A 24,221-nucleotide genomic window follows, 5' to 3' on the forward strand; every position below is an offset into this window, starting at 1 on the left:
CCTAGAGATGCCCGTGGATGAACCACCGCGCCTCCGCCCCGAAGCCGAGGCGGCAGACCCAGAGGCGGGCGCCGGTGGCGAGTTCCAGGCGGTAATAGTCCCGCGCCTGGCGGCCGGGCGGGTCGCGCCACCATTCGGGCTCCAGCCGTTCCGGCCCCTCCGCCGCGCGCACCCGCAGCGCCTGCTGCCCGATCCGCAGCAGCTGGGGTGGTGCATCGGGCAGCAGGGCCATGGCCGAGACCTCCCGCGGGCGGCGCAGCAGGCGGACGGGGCGCATGGCGCGGGGCCAGCCCGGCGGGACGGCGACCTCCGTGGTGGCGGCGACGCGCATCACCTCCCGTTCCGGCCAATGCGTCGGGCGGGGGGCGAGGCGCCAGAGCTGGGTGCGCTGCGCGAGCCGGTCGAAGAGGCGGGCCAGCTCCTCACGCCGCGCGGCCTCACCAGCGCCGGCGAAGCCGGATTGCAGGCCGGTCAGCGGTTCCGTGACGGCGGCGGCCAGGGCCATGCGTTCGAAGCCATGGCCGGGTTCCAGCGCATCCAGCCGGTCGCGGAACAGGCGGGCGAAATGCGCGGGATCCCGGCTGGCCAGGCTGGTGCCGATCGCGATCTCCTGCACCCCGCCATCGACGCGATGCGCCCGCAGCACCAGGCGGCGCGCGCCCTGGGACTGGGCCGTCAGCCGGGCGCAGAGGGCATCGAGCAGGATCGGCATCACCGCATCGATGCCGGCGCGCGTCGCGATGGGTTCCAGGCATTCGCGCGCCACCTCGAAGACCGGGGGCGGGCGCAGCGGCGTGATGGGGGTGTCGAGCAGGCCGGAAGCCTCGTCCAGCGCGCGCAGCAGCGCCGCGCCGAAGCGGCGGGAGAGCGGGCCGCGGGGCTGGCGGTGCAGGTCCGCCACCTGGCGCAGGCCGAGGCGGGAGAGGGCGGCGACGGTATCGGGATCGATCGGCAGGGCCGTGAGGGGAAGGGGGGCGATGGCGGCGCGGTCCCCGCCCGGCGGCACCACCAGCCCGTCCCGCCCGCCCCGCGCAAGCGCCAGGGCGGCGGCGGCGCCATCGGCCACCACGCCGCGGGCCTGGACGCCGAGCCGCGCCAGGCCGGCCGTGGCGCGGGCCATCAGCGCGGCCTCTCCCCCGGCCAGATGGGCGGCGCCGGCGATGTCCAGCAGCAGGGCATCGGCGCCCCGCACCGCCACCAGCGGCGTGAAGCGCAGGCACCAGAGGCCGAGGTCGCGCAGGAAGAGGGCATCGGCGGCGGGATCGGCCTCCAGCGCCGCGGCCTCCGGCGCCACGGCCCGGGCATCGCCCAGCGCCTGGCCGGGGGCGATGCCGGCCACGCCATCGCAGGCCAGCACCGCGCGGCGGGGGCCGATTCCCTGCCAGAGCAGCACCGGGCCTTCGAGCCCGAGGCGCCGCAGCCGGTCCACCGGCAGGGCGGGCAGCAGCAGCGCCAGATGGCGGCGCTGGGGCGAGTCGGGCGCTGCGGCGGTGCTTCCGGCGGTCATGGTCCCTGTCATCCCGGCTGGCATGCGGCGCCCGGAAGCGTCGTCAGGAAGAGGCGCAAACCCGCGGATTCATGCCGAAGTTCATGGTTTGTACCTATGTTGGCGCCGCGGATCAAGTGCGGAAGCATCCTCCCCAGGGCGGATTCGAAAGGAGATAATCACCCCAGGGTTGATTAACGGCCCGGCGCGCGGTTCAATCACGGAAGCGTGATGAGGCCGGGCTGCTACCACCCCGGCGAAGCAGAGGCAGGATGCCTGACACCAACGCGGCGCCCGGATCGATCCCACTGGCCGCCGCCGAACTGATGCAGCGGATCGAGACGCGGGACGCCATCGCGGGGATCATCGGCCTCGGCTATGTGGGGCTGCCGCTGGCGCTGGCGGTGGCGGGGGCCGGCCATCCCGTGCTGGGCTTCGACATCGACGCCCCCAAGGTGGAGGCCCTGAACCAGGGACGGTCGCCGCTTCGCCACATCGGCGATGCCGCGGTCGCCGCCGCCCTGGCGACCAATGCCTTCGAGGCGACGGCGGATTTCGACCGGCTGGAGGAGGTGGACCTCCTCCTCATCTGCGTGCCGACGCCGCTCAGCCGGCACCGGGAGCCCGACCTCTCCTTCGTCGAGGGCACGGCGCGGGCGATCGCGCGCCGGCTGCGGCGCGGGCAGATGGTGGTGCTGGAATCCACCACCTGGCCAGGCACCACGCTGGAGCTGGTGAAGCCGATCCTGGAGGCGACGGGGCTTGCCAGCGGCCTCGACTTCTTCCTGGCCTATTCGCCGGAGCGGGAGGACCCGGGCAACCCGGTCTTCACCACCGCCGCCATCCCGAAGGTGGTGGGGGGCGACGGGCGGGCGGCGCTCGACCTCGCCTGCGCCTTCTATGCCGGCATCGTCTCCCGCGTCGTGCCCGTCTCCTCCGCCGCGACGGCGGAGGCGGTGAAGCTGACGGAGAACGTCTTCCGCGCCGTCAACATCGCCCTCGTGAACGAGCTCAAGACCATCTACGACGCGATGGGGATCGATGTGTGGGAGGTGATCGAGGCGGCCTCCACCAAGCCCTTCGGCTTCATGCCCTTCCAGCCCGGCCCCGGGCTGGGCGGCCACTGCATCCCGATCGATCCCTTCTACCTGACCTGGAAGGCGCGGGAATACGGCATCAACACGCGCTTCATCGAGCTGGCCGGGGAGGTCAACACGCTGATGCCGCGCCTGGTGGTGGACAAGCTGGCCCAGGCGCTGGACCACCAGGCGGGGCGGGGGCTGAACAGGGCGCGCATCCTGCTGCTGGGCATGGCCTACAAGCGCAACGTGGACGATCTGCGCGAAAGCCCGTCCCTGGTGCTGACGCGGCTGCTGGAGGCGCGCGGCGCCCGCGTGGACTACCACGACCCGCATGTGCCGGAGGTGCCGCGCACGCGGGAGCATCCCGAGCTGGCGGGCCGGCGTTCCGTGCCGGCGGATGCGGAAAGCGTCGCGCGCTACGACGCGGTGCTGGTGGCGACGGACCATGACGCGGTGGACCACGCCGCCATCGCCCGCGCCGCGCGGCTGGTGGTGGATACGCGCAACGCCTGCGCGCGGGCCGGCGTGCACGGCCCGCACATCGTGAAGGCGTGACCCTCCTCCACCTGGTCGCGGCCGCGCGGCCGAACCTGCCGAAGATCGCGGCGCTGTGGCGCGCCCTGGCCCGCGACGACGGCTTCTGCACGCCGCGCATCCTGCATACCGGCCAGCACCATGACGATGCGCTGTTCGGCCAGCACCTGGATGACCTCGGCCTGCCGCCGCCGCATATCGCGCTCGGCGTCGCGGGCGGCAGCCATGCGGAGCTGACGGGCCGCACCATGATGGCCTGCGAGGCCGCCTGGCGGGTGGAGCGGCCGCACCTCGTCATCGTCGTGGGCGACGTGGACGGCACGCTGGCGGCCGCGATCGCGGCGCGGAAGATGGGCATCCCCGTGGCGCATCTGGAAGCCGGGCTGCGCGGCGGCGGCTGGAACATGGCGGAGGAGATCAACCGCCGCGCCGTGGATGCCATCAGCGACATCCTCTGGGCCACGAACGAGGCCGATGCGGCGATGCTGGTGGCGACGGGGCATGACCCGGTGCGCGTGCGCGCCGTGGGCAACACCATGGCGGACACGCTTCTGCACAGCCTGGACCGCGCCCGCGCCCGCGCCTTGCCGGCCGGGCTGCTGCGCGGGGGCTATGGCGTGGTGACGCTGCACCGGGCGGAGAATGTGGACCACGCGCCGCGCTTCGGCGACTGGCTGGACGCGATCGGGGAGGTGGCGCGCCACCTGCCGCTGGCCTGGCCGATGCACCCCCGCGCGCGGCTGCGGATGCAGTCCTTCGGCCTGAAGACGCCGCCCGGGGTGCGGGTGCTGCCGCCACTCGGCTACCTGGACTTCCTGGCGCTGCTGGACGGCGCCGCCTTCGCGGCCAGCGACAGCGGCGGCGTGCAGGAGGAGGCGATGCTGCTGGACACCCCCTGCCTGACGCTGCGCGACAGCACGGAACGGCCGATGACGCTGTCGAGCGGCCGGCTGGTCTGCCCCGGCACGCTGGTGCCTTCGGTGGCGGAGGTGCTGGCCGGCGCCTGGCCGCGCGCGCTGCCGGTGCCGCTATGGGACCGGGAGGTGGGGGGGCGGATCAGGGCGCATCTGGGGGAGCTGCTGGGCGGGGGGTGAGGGGGGAGCCCACCCACCAAAACGTGCGCGCCCCACCCGGGCGGCACCCCGCGCCCGGCCTGCTACGGTCCCGCCATGCAGGAACTGGCGCGGGACCCGGACACGCTGCAGGCGGAGGGCGTGATCGGGGCGGATCGCGCCGGGCTGCCATCCACCGCGGGGATGGAGGTGTTCGACCTCTCGCCCGCCGGCATCGCGGCGCTCGGCCGGCGCGGCGTGACGGTGGCGGGGACGCCCGGGGCGGGCAATCGCCTCTGGCTGCCGCGGGAGGGGAGCATCGGCACGCTCGCGCTCTCCGTCACGCCGGGCGCGCGCCACAACACCATCCTGCTCGGCCCGCGCGATCCGCGCAGCCGCGCCCGCATCGCGCTCGGCGCGCGGCAGGGCATCGCGGTGCTGGGGGGCACGGCGGGCACCGTGACCCTGACGCTGTCCATGGGCGGGGAGGGGACGCTGTTCCTCCAGGGGGCGGAGGGCTCCGCCAATGCGCTGAGCTGCAAGCTGGAAGGGCAGGGGCGCCGCCTGACCATCGGCGCGGGCTGCATGATCTCCACCGGGGTGGAGCTGCGCACCTCCGACAGCCACGCCATCCTCGACATCGCGGGCCGGTGCCAGGTGAACCCGCCGGCGGATGTGGCGGTGGGCCCGCATGTCTGGCTGGGGCGGGAGGTGATCGTGATGAAGGGCGTCACCATCGGGCGCGGATCGGTGATCGGCGCGCGCAGCGTGGTGACGGCGGATGTGCCGGCCTATGCGCTGGCCGCCGGCGTGCCGGCGCGCCTGCTGCGGCAGGGCGTGACCTGGAGCCGCCCGGCCCAGCCCGATGCGGCGCGGATCGCCGCCCGCATCGAGGAGGTGGCGGGGCGCTGAGCGTCAGGCCGCCGGCGCGGCGGCCCGGCCGAGCTTCGGCATGGCGCCGACGCGGATGTATTCGAAGCCCGCGCGGGCCACCTCCTCCTCCCGGTACACGTTGCGGAGGTCCACGATCACGGCGCCCTTCATCACCTGGCGCAGGCGCTTGAGGTCGAGCGCGCGATAGGCGTCCCATTCCGTGACCAGCACCAGCACATCGGCGCCCGTGGCGCAGTCATAGGCGCTGTCGGTGTAGGTGACGTTGTGCAGCACGGCCTTGGCCTGCTCGATCCCGACCGGGTCATGCGCGCGGATCTTCGCCCCCGCGCGCTGCAGCGCATCGATGATGTTGATGGCGGGCGCGTCGCGCATGTCGTCGGTGTTGGGCTTGAAGGTCAGGCCGAGCACCGCGACCGTCCGGCCCTGGACGGACCCGCCGCAGGCCCGCACCACCTTGCGCGCCATCGCCGTCTTGCGCGCGTCGTTCACCGCCACGACGCTTTCGACGACGCGGAGCGAGACGCCGTAATCCTGCGCGCTGCGGATCAGCGCCAGCGTGTCCTTCGGGAAGCAGGACCCGCCATAGCCCGGCCCGGCATTCAGGAACTTGGAGCCGATGCGCTTGTCCATGCCGATGCCGCGCGCCACCAGCTGCACGTCGGCGCCGACTTCCTCGCAGAGGTCCGCGATCTCGTTGATGAAGGTGATCTTGGTGGCGAGGAAGGCGTTGGCGGCGTATTTCGTCAGTTCCGCCGTGCGGCGGTCCGTGAACAGGATCGGTGCCGCGTTGAGCGAGAGGGGGCGGTAGAGCTCGGCCATCACCGCCTTGGCGCGTTCCTCATTCGCGCCGATCACCACGCGGTCGGGGCGCTTGAAATCCTCGATCGCCGCGCCCTCGCGCAGGAATTCGGGGTTGGAGACGACGGCGAATTCGGCGTCCGGGCGGGTTTCCCGGATGATGCGCTCCACCACGTCGCCGGTGCCGACCGGGACGGTCGATTTGGTGACGACGACGGTGTAGCGCGTGATCGCCTGCGCGATCTCCTTCGCCGCGGCGCGGACGTAGCTGAGATCCGCATGGCCGTCGCCGCGGCGGGACGGGGTGCCGACCGCGATGAAGACGGCATCCGCATCGGCGACCGCGCTGGCGAGGTCGGTGGTGAAGGAGATGCGGCCGGCGGCGGCGTTGCTGGCGACCAGCGCATCCAGGCCCGGTTCGTAGATGGGGATGCGGCCCTGCTTCAGGTCATCGACCTTCTGCTGGTTCACGTCCACGCAGATCACCTCATGCCCGAAATCCGCGAAGCAGGCCCCGGAGACCAGGCCGACATAGCCGGAACCAATCATCGTCACGCGCATCGGACTACTCCATCTCTCTGGGCAGGCGGGGCCCCGGGCCAGCGGGGTAAGGGGGGAGCACCGGGCCGGTGCCCCCCGGGATCATAACGGGGCGGGGTTAACGCCCCGCCCGGCGCCTATTGCCACACCACGCCGAGGGTGTGCACCAGGACGCCCAGCTTGCGTTCGTCATTGCCTTCCCCGGCCTCGGCCGGGGAGACGGCGCCGGCGCGGCGCAGGCTGACGGGCACTTCCGTCCCGCCGCGGCTGAGCCGGCTGCAGTCGATCTCCACCTTCTGCTGGGTGAAGTCGTCGCTTTCGAAGCGCAGGCTGGTGGCGATCACGCCGTCGACGCGGACCTCCACCATGGCGGGGCCGCTGACCTGCGTGCCGAAGACGCGGCCGAACAGCTCCAGGCTGAGCGACTGGCCGGCTTCCGGCGGGCGGGGCAGGCGGATTTCCGCGCTTTCGGCATGGGACCAGCGGCCATCGGGCTCGGCATCGAACCAGCCGCTGAGGGCGACGCCCTCCATCCGGCCATCGACCGAGAAGTCCAGCATGCTGCTGAGCTTCGGCACCGCCGGCGGGGGCGGGGCCTCCCCGGCTTCCGCGGCCGCCTGCTCGGCGACCGAGGGGGTGGCCTCCGGCACCGGCTCGGGCGCGGGCTCGGGCTCCGGCGGCGGCGGGGGCGGCGGCGGGGGCTCGGGCTCCGGCGGGCGTTCCACTTCCTGTAGCAGGCGGTGGCGGCCGAGGCCGGCGGAGGCCAGGCGGTCCCGCACCTTCCGCTCATTGGTGCCGGGGCCGACCAGCAGCGCCGCCGTCAGCTGCATGCCGAGCAGGCGGCCATCGTTGTTGATGCCGGCATCCTTGGGCGAGATGGCGCCGAGGCGGCGGAAGAACAGCGTGGCCACCGGGGTATCCCCCAGCCTTTCGGCCAGGCCGCGCACCTCCGCCAGCACGGTGCGGTCGCCGGTGAATTCCCAGCGGTCCAGCAGCGTGCCGTTCAGCTCCACCTCCACCACCGCGGGGGCGGCGGGGGTGCCGGCGATGGTGCGGCAGAGCACGAAGAGGCGCCAGGCCTGGTCGTCCCCCACCACCGGGGCGATGGCGAGGCCGCCGCCATCGCCGCGGCTCCAGCAGCCGGACAGCTCCGCCGGGTACCAGTCGCCGCGCATGGTGACGGCGGCGTCCTCCTCCTGCGTCTTGGATTCGGGGTCGATGCCGAACTTCAGGATGCGGTTGCTGCGCAGGATGGGCAGGGCGCGGCGGGTGATTCGGGCCAGGCGCAGGCCGAGCGGCCGTTCATCCGTGGAGCCCTTGGCGACGAAGGGCGACAGCGCGGCATCGACCGACAGCACCAGGTCCACCGCGCCCCCGGCATCGAGGACATGCGGCGGCACCGGCACGTCGATGGTGCCCATGCGGCCGGCATCCATGGTGTAGCGGCCGAGGGTGCGGCCGGCGGCGGTGGCGACGACGTTCACCGCCTTGGCGCCCGGGGCGGGGCGGAAGCCCTCCACCTCCAGCGTCAGCAGCGCGCCGTCGCCGGCCGCTTCCTCCCCCATCAGAAGGGGCAGGGTGGCGGTGGGGCCGAAGCTCCAGGTCGCGACGCGTTCGGGCGCGTGCCAGTCGAGGCCGAGCGCGGCCCGCAGCGCCGACAGCTCCGTCGCCTGCTGGCTGGAGGTGATGGCGAGGGTGCCGCCCGGCGCCAGCGCCAGGCGGCCACGCCGCGGAGCGGTGCCGGCCAGGCGCGCCTCGAAGCCGATCACGCCGAAGCCGTAGGCTTCCTCCGCCGCGCCGAGTTCGAGCGCCTTGGGCGCGCGGGCATCGGCCGCCACCAGGTCGATGGTGATGGGTTCCGACCGCGCGCGCAGCGTGGCGGGCAGGCGGAGCGTGACGGTGACGGGGGTGTCGCTGGTGAAGGTCCAGGCGCCCACCTCCTCCCCATTCGCGAGCGCCAGCATCAGCAGCGGCGCCGCGGCGGTGGCCACCGGGCGCAGCCGCAGGTCGATGTCGAGGTCGCGGCCCGGCATTTCCGTGATGGAGAGTTCGAGCCGCGGGCGGAGGTCCGTGCTGACCATGCCCCAGCCCGAGCGCGTGCCCCAGGCGCCGGCCAGGAAGGGCTGGATCGGCGCCTCCCCCCCCACGCCATAGGTCTGGCCGAGGCTGGCGCGGTAGGCCGGGCGGTTGGCGGTGCCGAAATAGATGCCGGCATCCTTCACGCCGGAGAGCTGCGCCAGCGCCACCTTGGCGATGCCGAGGCCGACCAGGCGGCTGTCATCGGTCTTGCTGACCTGGCGCACGGGCGTCAGGCTGCTGCTCTCGAATTCGATGCGCACCTGGCGGCCGCGGGCGGCCAGCGCCGCGGGCACCACGGCGTAGAGCGCCTGGAGGTCGCCGCCGCGCAGCTTCCAGCGCGCCACCGGCGCGCCATTCGCCAGCACCCGCACCTCGAACGGCGTGTTGGGGAAGGACAGGGCGCGGGCTTCGGCCATCAGCACCAGCGGTTCGCTGGGGGCGACGCCGGGTTCGAAGACCAGTTCGCTGCGCACATGGTTGGCCCAGCAGCCCCAGCGTTCCAGCGGATGCCAGCCGCCGCCGCGGAAGCGCGACGCCGCCACGCGGTCCGCGAAGTTGACGATGGCGCCGAGCGTGTAGGGCCGCGGCGGGCGCGCGCGGTCCTGGCTGGCGGCCAGCAGGTCCAGCAGGTGTTCGGCGGATTCGTTCCAGCCGAAGGGGCGGTAGCCGTCGCGGATCTTCGCCTCCGCCGCCGCGCGGGCGGTGCGGCTGCCGGCGTAGAACTGCACCTTGGTGGCCCAGGCCGCGACATCCAGCGGATCGAGCAGCTCCACCAGCCCCGGCGCGATTTCCGGCACCGAGGAGGTGTCGGAGGCGATGCAGAGCTTGCCGTGGCGCAGGCTCTCCCCCACCGGCAGGCCCCATCCCTCGTAGAGCGAGGGATAGACCGTCATCAGGCAGTTCTCGTAGAGCCAGTCCAGCACCAGGTCATCGACGCCGTCGAGGATGGTGACGTGGTCCTTGAGCCGCGCATCGCCGCGCAGCGCGCGCGCCACGTCATGGCCGTTCCAGGCGACGCCGCCGACGATGACGAGGTGCGGGCAGCGCGATCCCATGCGCTCCGCCAGCTTCAGCCAGACGTCGTAGAGCAGCTTGTGGTTCTTGCGCTGGTGGATGGCGCCGACGGTCAGCACGAAGGGCTTCCTGCCGAACTGCTTCTCCATCGCCGCGGTGGCCTTCGGGTCCTCCGCGTGCAGGATCTGCTGGATCTCGTCGCCCTCGCGCAGCACGACGACTTCCGGGATGAACAGGCCCTGGACGCGCGCGCCGTACTCCTCCACGTCCCGGCGCGTGGCCTGGGAGATGGCGACGATCTGGTCCGCGCCGTCCAGCAGCATGGTCAGGTTCTGTTCGAAGACGGGGGCGTAGCCTTCGTTGAACCAGAAGGGGAACTTGGTCGGGATGATGTCGTGGATGATGGGCGTGAGGCGCAGCTTGTGCAGCCGCGCCAGCGCCACGACGTTCTCGGCATAGAGCGCGTTCTGCATCCAGCCGCTGCCGGGGACGATGTAGTGCGCGCCGGCGGGCAGGGAGAGCAGCGGCGGCGGGTTGTCGTCGTAATGCGCCAGCAGGCGGGAGAGCTTGCCGGCGCGGATGCCCTCGAACGGCATCTCCACGAACTGGCGGGCCTTGTTGTTCCAGGCGATGAAGCGGATGTCGGCGCGCGCATCGGCGCGCAGCGCCAGCGCCAGCGCCGCTTCGACGCGCGCGATGCCGGTCCAGCGGCCGCTGTGGTTGGCGCTGGTCGTCACGTCATAGACGATGGTGACGGGCTTGTAGTCGCCGGCCGAGGCGACGTCCTGGCTGCCGGAGGCGGCGAGCGCGCGGGGCAGGATGGGGGCGCGGTCCGGCGTGGCGGGGGCGCGGGCCTTCGCGGCCTCGATCGCCTTGGTGTAGACGGCTTCCGTGCCGTCCCGGTGGCGGTCCCAGCTGTAGGTGGTGGCGATGAAGTCCTTCTGCGCCTGGATCGCCTCCGCGTCGCGCGGGGTCTCATAGGCTTCCAGGATGGCGCGGCGGATGGAGGCCGGGTCGCCCGGGTCGCAGTAGCGGGCGCGGTCGCCGAAATACTCGCTCTCCCCGCTCTCGTCGCTCAGCACCAGGTTGGCGCCGGAGGCCGCGGCTTCCAGCGCGGCGAGCGGCGCGCCTTCCGCCCAGCTGGCCAGCACGGCCACGCGCGCCGCGGCGAAGGCGGAGGCGAGGAGGGGGGAGTTGGGCGGCAGCCGGTCGATCACCGTCACGTTCGGCGTGCGGTGCTTCTCCAGGATGTCGCGATAGGGCTGGTTGGCGGTGTGGCCGATCAGCACGATCGGCAGGTCCGTGTCCCGCAGCGCATGGACCAGCATGACCTGGTTCTTCCGCGCCTCGATCCGCGCGACGCAGAGGACGAAGTCCTTCAGGCCGTATTCCTGTTCGAACAGGGCGGGATCGGCATCGGCGAACAGCTTGGCATCGACGGGGTTGTGCACCACCGTCCCGTGCTCCACCGGCGCGCCGATGCGGGCGAGGCGGGAGCGTTCCCGCTCGCTCAGGAACACCATGTGGTCGGAGAGCGTCGCCATTTCCCGCACCGCGGCGTGGAAGCCGGGCACGGCCTCGGCGCCCGGCTCGTCGCTGGCGCGGCGGGCGCGGAGTTCCGCCATGAAGGGGGCGAGGGCGGCGTCGGTGGCGGCGCCGGGCTCGGCTTCCGCCAGCAGCTTCGGCAGCTTCTCCTGCCATAGGTCGCGGCGCGTCAGGTCGAGGAAGATGGGGGAGAAGACCAGCGGGCGGCCGGCCTGGCGGCCGCGGCGCAGCAGGTCCAGCGCCGACCAGGGCGACCAGGTGTTGAAGGCATGCACCAAGTCGAGGTCGCCGAAGCCCTTGGCGGCGGGGTGGACGCGCAGCTCCGTCTCGATGCCCGCCAGCGTCATCTCCCGCGCCAGGCGCGGCACGCGGACGGTGGGGCCGCCCTGCGACTTGTTCTCGTTCCCATGCAGGAAGAGGCCGACCTTGCGCGGGCGGTCTGCGCGGCGGACCTTGGTTTCCGGCGCGCGCAGCGTCAGGCCGTGCTTCTTCGCCAGCCCCTGGAAGACGCGGTCATGCCCTTCCGCCCAGGCATCCCAGGTGCGGTCCATGACGGAGGCGCGGAGCGCCCGCTTCTTCTCCACCAGTTCCAGCAGCACGCGGCGCAGGTCGGCGATGTCGCCCACCTGGTATTCCACATGCGGGAATTCGGGCACCCAGCCGATGGCCGGGGCGATCACCTCCGTGCCGGAGGCCAGGGCCTCCACCACGCACATCGGGCCGCCTTCGTAGAGGGCGGGCACCAGCACGTAGTCGAGGCTGCGGTAGTAGTCCGGCAACTGGTCGCCCGGCAGTTCCAGCGCGGGGCCGGGCCAGCCGGTGCCGGTGAAGGACCACTCGATCTCCGGGATGTCCTGCAGCGCGGCGACCAGGTGTTCGCCCTTGCGGCCGGTGTGGTAGGTGCGGCCGACGACGCCGATGCGCAGCTTCGGCTTGAAGGTCTCCGTATCCACGCCGGGGGAGATGGTGGTGACGTTCTCGATCCCCGCCTCGCGCAGCACGCCTTCATACAGGCGCGCGTGGCAGACGCAGTGCTCCACCTCCCTCGCCGTGGTGAAGAACTGCTCATAGGCCGGGCCTTCCGGCTCCAGATGCGCGAAATAGGCGACCTCGATCGGGGAGAGGCGCTGACCGCGGCAGGAATAGGTGACGTAGTACTGGATGGCTGCCTTGGGATCGCGGCCATCGCCGAAGGTGACGTAGGGCAGGCGGTCGGCCACTTCCGAGGCCAGCTTCTCCAGGATCCAGCCGCGATCAGACGTGACGATGTTGACCGTTGTCATGCGTCGGTTCGTCCCAAGGTGTGCTGATGCCGATGCCCCATCTTCGGGGACAGGTCGGGCCCGGTGGCGGCGAAGCGCGGTTGTGGCGGCCGCCGGATCGGCGCGCCCGTGAACCGGACGGCCATCGGGTTGCCCTGCGGCGATGCCGTCCTGGAACCGCCTGATCTACATGTCGGAAACACGGATACCCTCAATGCGCGCGAGTGTGTAGCCCGGACAGGCGGCGCCCTTCCAGCCCCGGAGGCACTTCTTAATGCAACCGCCACTACCGTCGGTGGTTGGTTGATTCTGGTGCAACCTTGCCTTGCTTTTTTGCAGTGCACGCGCCGGCGGGCCGCGCGGCCCGGCCGGGGGCGGGGGGAATGCGGGCGCATCTGGCGGCCCGGCGCCCCGGCCGGTATAGGTCGGGCGCACATCCCCGCATCCGGCAGGGGCGCGCGCCCAGTGCCGCCCGCCCCCGGTCCGTTGCGGCGTTCAAGGAAGCCGCCCCATGCGCCTCTCGCCCCGATCCATCTCGCGACCGATGCCGCACGCCAGCGTCGCCGTCGCGGTGGGCTGAGGCCATGGGCAAGGTCGTCGTCACCGGCGCCGCCGGCTTCATCGGCGCGCATGTCTGCCAGTCCCTGCTGGCGCGGGGGGAGCAGGTGGTCGGGCTCGACAACCTCAACCCCTATTACGACCCGGGCCTGAAGCGGGCGCGGCTGGCGGCGCTGACCGGCGATGCCGCGCCCGGCGCCTTCGCCTTCCACCAGCTTGACCTGTCGGACCAGGAGGCGGTGCTGGGCCTGTTCAAGGCGGACCCCGCGATCGACCGCGTGGTGCATCTGGGCGCGCAGGCCGGGGTGCGCTGGTCGCTGGAGGCGCCCTTCGCCTATACGGCGGCCAATGTCACCGGCCACCTCGCGATCCTGGAGGCGGTGCGGCGGAGCGAGGGGCGGATCGGCCACACCGTCTATGCCTCCACCAGCTCCGTCTACGGGTCCCGCACCGATGGCGCCTTCCGGGAGGGGGACCGGGTGGACACGCCGGCCAGCCTCTATGCCGCCACCAAGGCGGCGGGGGAGCTGATGTCGAAGGTCTATGTGGACCTCTACAAGCTGAAGCTGACGGGGCTGCGCTTCTTCACCGTCTATGGCCCCTGGGGCCGGCCGGACATGGCCTACTGGCTGTTCACCGACGCCATGCTGAAGGGCCGCCCGATCCGGCTGTTCAACGAGGGGAAGATGCGCCGCGACTTCACCTTCGTGGACGACATCGTGGCCGGCATCATCGCGGCGCTGGACCATGCGCCGGCGGCGCCGGCGCACCGCCTCTACAACATCGGCAACAGCAACCCGGAGGAGCTGCTCGACATGGTCGCCATGCTCGAGGAGCTGCTGGGCGTGAAGGCGGTGACGGAGCTGCTGCCGATGCAGCCCGGCGACGTGCCCGCCACCTTCGCCGACGTCTCCGCCATGAAGCGCGATTTCGGCTGGCAGCCGACGACGGACCTCCGCACCGGGCTGACGCGCTTCGTCGGCTGGTGGCGCGGGCATTTCGGCTGAGCGGGCGCGGCCCGAAGCATGTCCGGCGCCAGCCCCGTGGTACAGGCCCCCATCATCATCTTCGCCTTCGCGCGGCCTGAATACCTGCGCCGGCTGTGCCGGTCGCTGAAGGCGCAGCAGGGCGTGACGCTGGACGAGGCCTCCATCCACCTGATGCAGGATGGGGCGAAGTCCCGGCGCTCCGCCATCTCCTACGCCGAGCCGGCGATGATCGAGGCCAGCATCGCGGCGTTCCGGGAGGTGTTCCCGCGCGGCCAGGTGCATGCGGCGCCGGAGAACCTGGGCGTCGCGATGAACATCCTGCGCGGCGAACGCCACGCCTTCCAGGCGCTGCGCGCCGACTTCGCCTATTTCTTCGAGGAGGACCTGGAGCTGGGTCCCGCCTACCTCGCGATGATGGAGGTGCTGGCGGCGCGCTTCGGGCGGCACCCCAACCTCGGCTATTTCGCGGCCTATGGCGACCACCGGCGGCAGGGCAACCCGGCGGCGCCGCAGATCGTGCCGCTGGAACACCATTGGGGGTTCGGGCTGACGCGGCGCTGCTGGCAGGCGATGCAGCCCTGGCTGAAGCCCTTCCACCAGGTGTACCAGCAGGTGGACTACCAGGCCCGGCCGCATCTGCGGATCGTGGAGCTGTTCGCGCAGTGCCGCGTCTCCTCCATGGCGTCGTCGCAGGACGTGGCGAAGACGATGGCCTGCGCGGATCTGGGCTTCGCGCGCATCAACACCGATGTGGGCTTCGCCCGCTACATCGGCGCGGTGGGGGAGAGCTTCCGGGAGGACCGCTTCGTGAGCCACGGCTTCGCCGAGGCGCCGGTGGTGGAGGCGCTGCCGGAGCAGCTGCCGGAGGGGTCCGCCGAGGTGCTGGACCGGATCGCGGCCGAGAAGTTCGAGGCCTGCAGCGCCCACCGGCGCGATGCCTATGAGCGCGAGCTGGCCGTCATGCGCCGCACCTTCTTCAACCCCGACCGGCCGGTGACACGGGAGGAGCTGGAGGCGCTGTGGCGGCTGCTGATGGACCGGCTGCCGACCGATGACGAATACTATGCGAAGAATGTGGGCGTGCGCACGCTGCGCCAGGTGCGCCGCTCCCTGCTCCGCAGCCGGGAGGCGCAGGGCAAGGGTTTCTACCTCGGTTGAGGCCAAGGCATGGCCGGTGCCATGCAGGAGGGGAAGACAGGATCGATGCGCCACCCGCCCATCGCCGTGATGTCGTTCAACCGGCCGGACTACCTCCGGCAGGTGCTGGCCAGCCTGGCGGCACAGGAAGGGGCGGCGATCGAGGAGCGGGAGGTCTTCCTGTTCCAGGACAATTGGCGCAACGCGCAGAGCGGGCGCATCTGCGCCGAGGCCGACGACATCGACGCCTGCATCGCCGTGTTCCGGGAGATCTTCCCGGAGGGGCGGGTGATGGCGTCCCCCTTCAATGTCGGCGTGGCGGAGAACTTCTTCCGGGCCGAGACGCACATGTTCCGGGAGATCGGCGCCGACTGCGCCTATTTCTTCGAGGACGACCTGGTGCTGGAGCCGAACTACCTGGCCACGCTGGACCGGCTGCGCGATGCCTGCGCGCCATCCGGGCCGGGCGGCGGCAAGGTCGGCTACTTCGCGTGCTACGGCAACCTCCAGGCCAGCGAGGCCGACCAGCGCAAGCATGCCCGCACGCTGCGGCGGCTGGGCCATCTCTGGGGCTTCGGGCTGTTCCGGCAGCACTGGGAGGAGATGCAGCCGGTGATGGCGGACTACTACGCCATGGTGCTGGGGCGGGACTACCGGCTGCGGCCGACGCCGGAGATCCTGCGCCACTACCGCGCGCGGGGGATCGAGGTGGGCGTCTCCTCCCAGGACGACGTGAAGAAGGCGGTGACCTACTTCCTGGGGCGCGTGGCGCTGAACACCAACCTGGTGCATGCGCGCTACATCGGCGCCGTCGGCCTGCACATGAACCAGGCGAAGTTCGAGGCGGCGGGCTTCACCCGCACCGTGACGCTCGGCCTGACGGACAACGAATTCGACTTCCCGAGCCCCGCGCGGATCGAGGCGCTGCGGCAGGAGGAGGCGACGGCGCGGGCCAAGGCGCTGGTGCGGGAGCAGGAGACGGCCCGGGCGAAGGCGGAGGCGGCGGCGGCCAAGGCGGCGGCGCGGGAGGCGGCGCTGGCGGCCCGCCAGGCGAAGCCGGGCGCCGCGCCGGTGGCGAGTGCCGCGCCGGCGGCGAGTGCCGCGCCGGCGGCGAGTGCCGTGGCGCCGGCGAGCCCCGCGCCGGCCGCGAGTCCCGCGCCGGTGCCGGCCGCGCCCGCGCCGGTGCCGGTGCCCGCCCCGGCCGTGGCGGCGGCGGGCGACTCGGCGGCGGAGGATCCGGGCGCGGAGGAGGCGGGGGCGAAGCCGGCGCTGAAGCTCGGCCTGCCGCGCATGACGGCGGAGGAGCTGGCGCTGTTCCGCCAGGTGCTCGGCAGCGGGCGGCGGCGCTACGCGGAATTCGGCACGGGCGGGTCCACGCTGCTGGCGGTGCGGCAGGGGTTCGAGGCGGTGGTCGGCGTCGAATCCGACCCGGCCTGGCTGACCAGCGTGCTGCAGGACGCGGAAGTGGCGGCGGAAGTCGCCGCCGGGCGGTGCAGCCTGGTGCATGGCGACATCGGCAAGGTGGGCAATTGGGGATCGCCGGTGGACCGGCAGCAGGTGAAGCCCTGGCCGCGCTACATCGCCGCGATGTGGGAAGCCTGGGACCGGCGCGGCAGCTTCCCCGACCTGGTGCTGGTCGATGGCCGGTTCCGCGTGGCCTGCTGCATCTCCGCCGCGCTGATGGCGGCGGCGCGGGCGGGGCAGGGGCCGGCGCCGCTGGTGATGATCCATGACGTGAGCGACCGCCGGCAGGGCTACCGGCGCGTCTTCGACTACTTCCACCTGGAGGAGCAGGCGGGCACCCTGTGCGTGATGACTCCGCGCCAGCGTGTCTCCCCGGAACGGATGCTGGCCGGGCTGCTCGGCCATCTGTTCGACGTGAACTGAGGAGGACTGAACTATTATATTTAATCTTGCCGTGCTGGCAGGCCGCCACGATAGCTGTACCATTCGCGCATTGGTGGCAAACACACCGCCAAAGGTCGCACGGCTACCCATGCCTTGCGCCGGGGGAGTTGAAAAACAGCCATATCGTGGTGGAACGCCGTCGCGGCCGGATCGGACCGGGCCGCGGCGCGGCATGACCCATGGTGTGTCTGGTGGCTGAGGGGGTTCGGCGTCCGGAGACCGGCGCCCGGCGTCGCGCCGGGGGGCGGCAGGCCGGCAGCGGCGAGGATCCCGAGGCCAAGGGCCAAACGGATACGCTGGAGACGGGGAACAGATCGGTCGTGAGCGCAACACAGACGAGTCCATCCGAGGCCCCGCCGCCGGCCGCCGCCCCGCCCGGCCCCGCCAAGCCGCCGGCCGCGAAGCCCGCGCCTGCCCGCAAGCCCGCGCCGAAGCCGATCGACCGCACCGCCACCGCCGCGGATGTCGTGGCCGCCTATCGCCTGCTGCTGGGCCGCGAACCCGAATCGGAGGCGGTGGTGGCCGCGCACCTGGCCGCGGCGCCGGAGATCGGCGCGCTGCGCGACCGGATCATGGGATCGGCGGAGTTCCAGCGCGTGGCCTATGGCGCCGTCGCGACGCCGACCATCCGCCGCGCCGCCGGCTACGACCCGGTGCCGATGGAGATCGAGGTCTCCGCCAAGGATACCGAGAAGATGCAGGCACAGGCCCGCCGCATCTGGACCCGGCTGGGGCAGGAACGGCCCTTCTTCTCCATCCTGCCGGAGCGGCGGTTCAGCCCCGACTTCGCCGCCAGGAACGCGGAAGCCTTCCAGAAGACCGGGCGCGACGAGATCGAGGTGCTGAAGCGCCGCCTGACGGCGCTGGAGATCGACCCGGCGGACCACCCGGAGGCGGTGGAATACGGCTGCGGCGTGGGGCGCGTGACCGTGCCGCTTTCCGTGCTGTTCCGCAAGGTGACGGGGTTCGACATCTCCCAGCCGCATATCGACCTGGCGCAGCAGGCGGTGCGGGGCGCGGGGCGGAAGGGCGTGTCGCTGTCCGTGGTGAAGGACATCCGCGCGCTGGACGTGCCGCAGCACGACTTCTTCTACACGCGCATGGTGCTGCACCGTAACCCGCCGCCGCTGCAGGCGCAGATCCTGCGCCGCTGCCTGGGCCGCATGCGGGTGGGCGGGATCGCGGTGTTCCAGCTGCTGACGCATCTGGAAGGCTATACCTACGACACCGCGGCCTGGCTGGCCGCCAAGCCGGCGGAGGAGCCGGAGGTGCATGTGCTGCGGCAGGACATCGTCTTCGGCATCCTGAAGGAGCTGGGCTTCCAGCCGCTGCATGTCGCGCGCGACCACAGCCTGCCGGGCTTCGACCGCATCTCCACCCAGTTCATCGCGCGGCGCGTCCGCCTTGACTGACGCGGCCGCATGACGCTGGCGCACCTGGATGCCGTCACGCAGCACGGCGTCATCGAAGGGTGGGCCTGCGACCCGGACCGGCCCGCCGCCACGCTGGCGGTGGCCGTGCTGGCGGAGGACGGGACGGAGGTGGCCGCCGGGCGGGCGGAGCTGTTCCGCGAGGACCTGATGGAGGCGCAGCTCCGCTACGGCTGGTGCGCCTTCCGCCTGCGGGCATCGCTGGAGCCCGAGGCGCTGATGGCGCAGACGCTGCGGCTGGTGGAGGCCGCGACCGGCGCCGTGCTGCATGTGCAGCCGAGCCTGCCCTTCCGCCGCGCGGATGACGGGGATTGCGAGACGGTGGCGGCGGTGGTGGCGGAAGACCCGACCATGCTGCACTCCATCGACCAGCTGGCGGGGTGCGGGGACCTCCTCGCGGCCTTCATCGCGCGGCAGGGCCTCTCGGCCTTCATCCGGGCGGCCTATGGCTATGTGCTGGGCCGGCCGGCGGACCCGGTGGGCTTCGCCAGCTACGAGAAGCTGATGCGCCGCGGCGCGCTGACGCCCTTCGGCCTGCTGGCCATCCTGGCGGATAGCGGGGAGTTCCGGTCGCGGCCGCGGCTGCTGCCATCCCCGGTCCAGCCCGCCTTCGTCTTCGCCACCACGCTGGATGCGCCGGCGGGGGCCGGGCCGGCAGAGGCCGCATGAGCGGCGGCCCCGTGCTGCTGGTCTCCGTGCCGGCGGTCCACCTGGCGGGCCTCGACCTGCCGGGCTCCCTCTATCCCTGGCGCTGCCTGCGGGACGCGGTGCTGCCGCCCGACCTGCGGCTGGCGCTGCTGCTGGTGATGCAGGCGGCGGAAGCGCAGCGGACCGAGATCCGTTTCGTCGCGCGGCCGGAGATCTTCACCCATGGCGCCGCGCGGGAATGGCTGGACGCGCAGGCCGGGGGGGCGGAGGACCACCTGGCGCTGACCGATGGCAACACGCTGCGGCTGATCCCCGGGCTGCGCAACCACCTGTTCTTCTTCCCCCGCGGCCTGCCTTCCCGGGAAGCGGCGCTGCAGCGCCTGGTGCGGCTGGTGCCGGAGGCCTTCGCGGGCCTCGCCTCCCAGGTCAATGGCACGCTGTCCTTCCGGCTCGGCGCGCGCTGGGTGCGGCCGCCGCTGCTGCCGCTGGGCTTCGCCGTGACGCCGGTGGGGGAGCCCGCGCAATACACCCCCTTCGTCTGGCTGCCCGGCAACCATGGCTATGCCGGCGTGCTGAGCGCGAAGGAGGCGATGGAGGGCGTGCCCCTGCCGCAGCCCCCGCATTTCGTGCCGCTGACCCTGGCGGCGCTGGCCGACCACGCCTTCGTGGTGGAGCTGGCGAAGCAGGTGCGGGAGACGCTGCTGGACCCCGCCAGGGGGCCGCTGCTGATCGGCCTGCCGGCGCTGGACCGCGACGACGCCGCCACCAAGGACCAGGTGGAGGCGGTGCTGGAAGCCTTCAGCCGCACCGGTGTCGCGCTGCCGCGCCGGTCTTCCTGGTCCGTCCGCTTCGTGGCCGGCATGCCGGACCCCGCGGCGCTGGCGGGCGCGCGGCTGACGCTGCATGCCAACGTGCCCTTCTGGCATTTCGGGCGGGACGTGCTGGATGCGGTGTCGGAGCTGGCGGTCACGGGCTGCGGGTCGCTCTCCGGCCCGGCCTCCCTCTTCTCCACCTGGCTCGGGCGGCCGGTCACGGTGCGGCGCCTCCGCCCGCAGCAGGGGCTGATGCCGGTCACGACGGGGCAGGTGCCATGAAGCCCGCGCTGACGCTCGACATCACGCCGCTGCTGGAAAGCCAGTGGACCGGCATCCCGGTCTTCACGCGCCGCCTGGTGCAGGCGCTGGACCCGCATCTGCGCCTGTCCTTCTGCATGGGGCCGAACGGCGTGCCCGGGGATGCGGTGCGCCAGGCCATCCGCATCGGCACCGGCACCTACCTGCGCGACGTGGTGCATGCCGAGGTGGAGACGGTGGGGAAGGAGGCGGCGCGGCCGGTGATCGACCCCGCCATCCCGCTGCTCTACCCCTCCGTCAAGCCGAGCCCCGGCGCGGCGGCGCGGGAGGCCAGCACCATCCACGACATCAGCACCCTGGTCATGCCGGACACCCACATGCCGGAGAACGTGGCCTTCCACCTGGACCCGCTGCGGGACCAGCTGGCCTCCGACGAGGCGGTGTTCTGCTGTTCGGAGGCGACGCGGGAGGCGCTGTGCGCCTATGTCCCCTGGGTGCGGCCCAAGGCGCGGGTGATGTACCAGTATGTGGACTGGCCCGAGGGGTTCGAGGCCATGGACCGGAACCAGCCGCCCATCCGGCTGGGCCGCTACGCCGTGGTGATCGGCACGGTGGAGCCGCGCAAGAACCTGAAGCTGCTGCTGCGGGCGCTGGAACTGCCCTCCGCCGCCGCGGCGGAGCTGACCTTCATCGTCATCGGCGCGCGGGGCTGGATGGCGGACCAGGCGCTGGCGCAGCTGTCGCCGGAAGCCCAGGCGCGCATCCGCTTCACCGGCTTCATCTCCGAATTCGCGAAGTACCGGCTGCTGCGGCACGCGGAATTCCTGGTCTATCCCTCGGTCTATGAGGGCTTCGGGATCCCGGCGGTGGAGGCGATGAGCCTCGGCAAGCCGGTGCTGGCCTCCCTGAGTTCCAGCTTCCCGGAGGTGATCGGGCCGGCGGGGCTGTTCTTCGACCCCTTCAGCGTGGATGGCTTCCTGGCGGCGCTGGAGGAGATGGCCAACCCCGCCTGCCAGGCGGAACTGGCGGCCCAGGCCATGCCCCAGGCCGCGCGCTTCAACGCCGGGGTGATGGCGGCGCCGGTGCTGGACTGGCTGGCGGGCGGATAGCCCCGCCGCGCAACCTGGCGAAGCATCTTATGATCGGCCCCGCCACGGTTTGCGGCGGCGCAGCATTCCGCCGGGGCGGGGGCATCGCCTAATCTCCGCGCCGGATAGCCTACAGGGGGACGGCCGGCTTCATGTGCGGGATCGTGGGGGTGATCGGCCGGGCCGAGGCGGGCCCGCTGCTGCTGGAAGCGCTGCGGCGCCTGGAATACCGGGGCTACGACAGCGCCGGCATCGCCACCCTGGTGGAGGGCCGCATCGATCGCCGCCGGGCGGAAGGCAAGCTCGGCAACCTGGCCGCCGTGCTGGGGCAGGACCCGCTGCCGGGCACCACCGGCATCGGCCACACGCGCTGGGCGACGCATGGCGCGCCGACCGAACGCAACGCCCACCCCCACGCCACCAGCCGCGTCGCCGTGGTCCATAACGGCATCATCGAGAACCACGCCGAACTGCGCGCCGAACTGGAAGCCGAAGGCGCGGTATTCGAGACGGAGACGGATACCGAGACCTTCGTCCGCCTGCTGGACCACCTGCTGGCCCAGGGCCTGGCCCCCACCGCCGCCTTCGCCGCGGCACTCAAGCGCGTGCACGGCGCCTTCGCGCTGGCCGCCATCTTCGCCGGCCACCCGAAACTGCTGCTGGGCGCCCGGCAGGGCGCGCCGCTGGCCGTGGGCTTCGGGGAGGGGGAGATGTTCCTCGGCTCCGACGCCCTGGCCCTGGCGCCGCTCACCCGCCGCATCGCCTATCTCGAGGAAGGCGACTGGGTGGAGGTGACGGAAGCCGGCGCCCGCTTCCACGATGCCGCCGACCGGCCGGTGGAGCGCGCCATCGTCGTCACCGCCGTCTCCGGCGCCGCGGTCGGCAAGGGCAACTACCGCCACTTCATGGAAAAGGAACTGCACGAGCACCCCGCCGTCATCGGCGATACGCTGCGCCAGTACCTCGACCCCGGCACCCACGCCGTGCGCCTGCCGCGCCTGCCCTTCGACCCGGCGGTGGTGCCGCGCCTGACGCTCTCCGCCTGCGGCAGCGCCTTCCTGGCCGCCCATGTGGGGCGCTACTGGATCGAACAGCTCGCCCGCATCCCCTGCGACGCCGATGTCGCCAGCGAACTCCGCTACCGCGACCCGCCGCTGGCGCCAGGCGGGGCCGCCATCCTCGTCTCCCAATCCGGGGAGACGGCGGACACCATGGCCGCGCTCCGCCTGCTGAAGGAAGGCGGGCAGCGCGTGCTCTCAATCGTCAACGTGCCCGAAAGCACCATGGCGCGCCTGTCCGACGCCGCGCTGCTGACGGTCGCGGGGCCCGAGATCGGCGTCGCCTCCACCAAGGCCTTCACCGCCCAGCTCTCCGTCCTCGCCTGCCTGGCGCTCGGCTTCGCCCGCGCCCGCGGCACGATCGACGCGGCGGAGGAGGAACGGCTGACCCAGGCCCTGCTCTCCATCCCCGGCCACGCCGCCGCCGTGCTGGAACAGGACGACCGCATCAAGGCCCTGGCCGGGGAAATCATGGCCGCGCGGGACGTGCTGTTCCTGGGCCGCGGATCCATGTTCCCCATCGCCATGGAAGGGGCGCTGAAACTCAAGGAAATCAGCTATATCCACGCCGAAGGTTATGCGGCAGGCGAGATGAAGCACGGGCCCATCGCCCTGATCGACCCGGCCGTGCCCGTGATCGCCCTCTGCCCGAGCGGACCCCTCTTCGAGAAGACCGCCTCCAACCTGCAGGAAGCCGCGGCCCGCGGCGGACGCATCATGGCCTTCACCGACGACGCCGGCGCCCAGGCCCTCGGCCGCTTCGCCGAACAGGTCATCACCCTGCCGGGCATCGACCCCTTCGCGGCACCGATCCTGCACAGCATCCCCGTGCAACTCCTGGCCTACCACGTCGCCGCCCTGAAAGGGACCGACGTGGACCAGCCCCGGAACCTGGCGAAAAGCGTGACGGTGGAGTAGCGGGGGGCGGCTGTCGCGCTGGTGATTCACGAGGGGGCTTTGCCCCCTCGCGCTCCCCCACCAAAGGCCAGCGGGCCTTTGGAAACCATGGGATGGGGTGGGGAAAGAGGGGGCCGGCGCACCCGTGCCACGGTCGCTCCGGCCCCCTCTTTCCCCACCCCATTGCTCGCGGTCCAGGGTCCCGTTGGACCCTGGTGGGGAGGGTCCGGGAGGGGCAACGCCCCTCCTGGAATCAACCGGCGCGACACCAGCCCCCCCGCTACGCCCGCCGTCGCCTTGTCGCCGGCATCGGGGTTGTGTCCGCTTCGGTGTCCAGTCGGTCGAGGGTGGTGCGCCAGGTGGCGGTCCAGCTGCGGGGTTGGCCGCTGCGGCAGCGGAGCAGGTCGAGGGACCAGCGGGGGTCGCCGAGGGTGTGCTGGTTGCCGCCGAGGCTGGGCAGGGCGTTGACGCGCCAGCGGGTGAGGGCGGCGGAGGGGCCGGGTTCCTCGGTATCGGGGCGGAGCAGCAGGCCGAGGGCGCCGCCGGCTTCGGCGGCGAGCTGGAGGCGGCGGGCGGCGGTGAGGTCGATGTCCGACAGGGTCAGCAGGGCGCCGGCGACGGCGGGGCAGCGCAGCGCCTCCTCCATGGCCCAGAGGGCGTCGGCGGGGCGGGGGGCGCGGACCATGACGAGGGCGGCGGGGGAGAGGCCGTAGCGGGAGAGGCCGGAGGGCCAGGCATCCGGGTCCGGCCCGATCCAGAGGATGGGCTTGCTGTGGCCCTGGGGGCCGGCGCTGGCGCGGCCGAGGATGAGGCTGGCGAAGCCGGTGGCGGCGCCGGTTTCGGCGGCCAGGATCTCGTGCAGCCCGGCGCGGGCCAGGCCGCCATCGGGCAGGGTGGCGTCGATGGAATCGGCCAGCGGCACGGCGCCGGCTTCGGCCCGGGCGAGGGCGGAGGCGGCGCCGCCTCGTTCCAGGCGGCCGATGCGGGCGCGGAGCGCGGCCATGAGGGCGGGCCGGTCCATGGGGAGGGAGTCCATGGGGGGACCATCCGGCGGGGGCGTCGCGGCGAGGGGGGAGGGGATATCGGGGGCCATGGCTGTTCTTGCTATGTTCCGACCCCGAGGTGGTCGCGGTCAAGCCATTTGGGAAG

The 24,221-nt window shown here is 72.5% G+C and carries 15 protein-coding genes; 11 read left to right on the forward strand and 4 right to left on the reverse strand.

Annotated features, from left to right (window positions below; all coding sequences use genetic code 11):
* Position 1 precedes the first annotated feature (1 nt).
* Positions 2-1,507 (reverse strand): Y-family DNA polymerase, encoded by a 1,506-nt coding sequence (locus JJI54_RS32175; protein ID WP_226381826.1) that lies wholly within the window; start codon positions 1,505-1,507, stop codon positions 2-4.
* Between the two features lie 251 nt (positions 1,508-1,758).
* Here JJI54_RS32175 and JJI54_RS16380 point away from each other — a divergent pair, with 251 nt between their 5' ends.
* From JJI54_RS16380 to JJI54_RS32180, 3 genes are all read left to right on the forward strand, one after another.
* Positions 1,759-3,123 (forward strand): nucleotide sugar dehydrogenase, encoded by a 1,365-nt coding sequence (locus tag JJI54_RS16380; protein ID WP_203074093.1) that lies wholly within the window; start codon positions 1,759-1,761, stop codon positions 3,121-3,123.
* A complete protein-coding gene (gene wecB / locus JJI54_RS16385) occupies positions 3,120-4,196 on the forward strand; it encodes a non-hydrolyzing UDP-N-acetylglucosamine 2-epimerase (RefSeq protein ID WP_203074094.1) in 1,077 nt (358 codons plus the stop codon). Before JJI54_RS16380 ends, wecB begins: the two co-directional genes overlap by 4 nt.
* A gap of 75 nt (positions 4,197-4,271) precedes the next feature.
* A complete protein-coding gene (locus JJI54_RS32180; protein ID WP_226381827.1) occupies positions 4,272-5,066 on the forward strand; it encodes an acyltransferase in 795 nt (264 codons plus the stop codon).
* A gap of 3 nt (positions 5,067-5,069) precedes the next feature.
* Here the strand turns inward: JJI54_RS32180 and JJI54_RS16395 are convergent, their stop codons facing one another.
* On the reverse strand, positions 5,070-6,407 hold the full coding sequence (locus tag JJI54_RS16395; protein ID WP_203074095.1) for a UDP-glucose dehydrogenase family protein: 1,338 nt from the start codon (positions 6,405-6,407) through the stop codon (positions 5,070-5,072).
* Between the two features lie 116 nt (positions 6,408-6,523).
* Positions 6,524-12,307 carry a glycosyltransferase gene (locus tag JJI54_RS16400; protein ID WP_203074096.1) on the reverse strand — a complete coding sequence of 1,928 codons (5,784 nt, stop codon included), beginning with the start codon at positions 12,305-12,307 and terminating at the stop codon, positions 6,524-6,526.
* A 563-nt stretch (positions 12,308-12,870) separates the two neighbouring features.
* On the opposite strand from JJI54_RS16400, the gene JJI54_RS16405 reads away from it, so the two are divergent.
* The 8 genes from JJI54_RS16405 to glmS all read left to right on the forward strand — a co-directional run bounded on the left by JJI54_RS16405 (position 12,871) and on the right by glmS (position 23,093).
* The gene (locus JJI54_RS16405) at positions 12,871-13,851 is read left to right on the forward strand and encodes an NAD-dependent epimerase/dehydratase family protein (protein ID WP_203074097.1); all 981 of its coding nucleotides are present in this window, start codon (positions 12,871-12,873) and stop codon (positions 13,849-13,851) included.
* A gap of 18 nt (positions 13,852-13,869) precedes the next feature.
* Positions 13,870-14,991: a glycosyltransferase family protein gene (locus JJI54_RS16410; RefSeq protein ID WP_203074098.1), complete on the forward strand. Its 1,122-nt coding sequence runs from the start codon at positions 13,870-13,872 to the stop codon at positions 14,989-14,991.
* 45 nt (positions 14,992-15,036) lie between these two features.
* Positions 15,037-16,857, forward strand: coding sequence for a glycosyltransferase family 2 protein (locus JJI54_RS16415; RefSeq protein WP_203074099.1), 1,821 nt, complete (start codon positions 15,037-15,039; stop codon positions 16,855-16,857).
* 341 nt (positions 16,858-17,198) lie between these two features.
* Entirely contained in the window at positions 17,199-18,290 is a 1,092-nt protein-coding gene (locus tag JJI54_RS16420; protein ID WP_203074100.1) for a class I SAM-dependent methyltransferase, read from the forward strand.
* 9 nt (positions 18,291-18,299) lie between these two features.
* Positions 18,300-18,977 carry a hypothetical protein gene (locus JJI54_RS16425; RefSeq protein WP_203074101.1) on the forward strand — a complete coding sequence of 226 codons (678 nt, stop codon included), beginning with the start codon at positions 18,300-18,302 and terminating at the stop codon, positions 18,975-18,977.
* The gene (locus JJI54_RS16430) at positions 18,974-20,050 is read left to right on the forward strand and encodes a hypothetical protein (RefSeq protein WP_203074102.1); all 1,077 of its coding nucleotides are present in this window, start codon (positions 18,974-18,976) and stop codon (positions 20,048-20,050) included. Before JJI54_RS16425 ends, JJI54_RS16430 begins: the two co-directional genes overlap by 4 nt.
* Positions 20,047-21,138 (forward strand): glycosyltransferase family 4 protein, encoded by a 1,092-nt coding sequence (locus JJI54_RS16435; protein ID WP_203074103.1) that lies wholly within the window; start codon positions 20,047-20,049, stop codon positions 21,136-21,138. Before JJI54_RS16430 ends, JJI54_RS16435 begins: the two co-directional genes overlap by 4 nt.
* A gap of 131 nt (positions 21,139-21,269) precedes the next feature.
* The gene (glmS, locus tag JJI54_RS16440) at positions 21,270-23,093 is read left to right on the forward strand and encodes a glutamine--fructose-6-phosphate transaminase (isomerizing) (protein WP_203074104.1); all 1,824 of its coding nucleotides are present in this window, start codon (positions 21,270-21,272) and stop codon (positions 23,091-23,093) included.
* A gap of 259 nt (positions 23,094-23,352) precedes the next feature.
* Here the strand turns inward: glmS and JJI54_RS16445 are convergent, their stop codons facing one another.
* Positions 23,353-24,108 carry an ImuA family protein gene (locus tag JJI54_RS16445; protein WP_203074105.1) on the reverse strand — a complete coding sequence of 252 codons (756 nt, stop codon included), beginning with the start codon at positions 24,106-24,108 and terminating at the stop codon, positions 23,353-23,355.
* Positions 24,109-24,221 lie beyond the last annotated feature (113 nt).

Source organism: Falsiroseomonas ponticola (assembly GCF_016805305.1).
Lineage (GTDB): Bacteria > Pseudomonadota > Alphaproteobacteria > Acetobacterales > Acetobacteraceae > Falsiroseomonas > Falsiroseomonas ponticola.